Source organism: Cupriavidus sp. 8B, from assembly GCF_054589115.1.
On sequence record NZ_BAAILO010000043.1, the window covers coordinates 1 to 409 of the forward strand.

1 protein-coding gene is annotated in these 409 nt (G+C 59.2%); it reads left to right on the top strand.

Going from position 1 to position 409, the window contains the following annotated elements; translation table 11 throughout:
- Window positions 1-378: IS30 family transposase (locus ACYP5B_RS04695; protein WP_459568738.1), on the top strand; the 378-nt coding region annotated here is incomplete at its 5' end.
- Window positions 379-409 lie beyond the last annotated feature (31 nt).

A 409-nucleotide genomic window follows, 5' to 3' on the forward strand; every position in this document is an offset into this window, starting at 1 on the left:
GCTACTGCGGCCTCGGCGCTGGCCGGCTTTTCTGCCAAGCTCAATTCGATTGCCGAGCCGCTGCGCCAGAGCCTGACGTACGACCAGGGAAAGGAGATGACGCGCCACAGTGAGCTCAGCGCCAACACTGGCGTCAAGGTGTACTTCTGCGACCCGCACAGCCCCTGGCAGCGTGGCACTTGTGAGAACACCAATGGGCTGCTGCGCCAGTACCTGCCCAAGGGCACCGACTTGTCCGTGCACACACAAGAAGAACTCGACGCAATTGCCGACAGCTTGAACAATCGACCTCGTGCTACGCACGCGTTTCACTCCCCACTCGAGGTGTTCGCTCGTATGCTCAAACAAGTTTCTCATCCCCCAACTTCAATTCACTGACGGGGTGTTGCACTTGGGACTTGAAACCGCC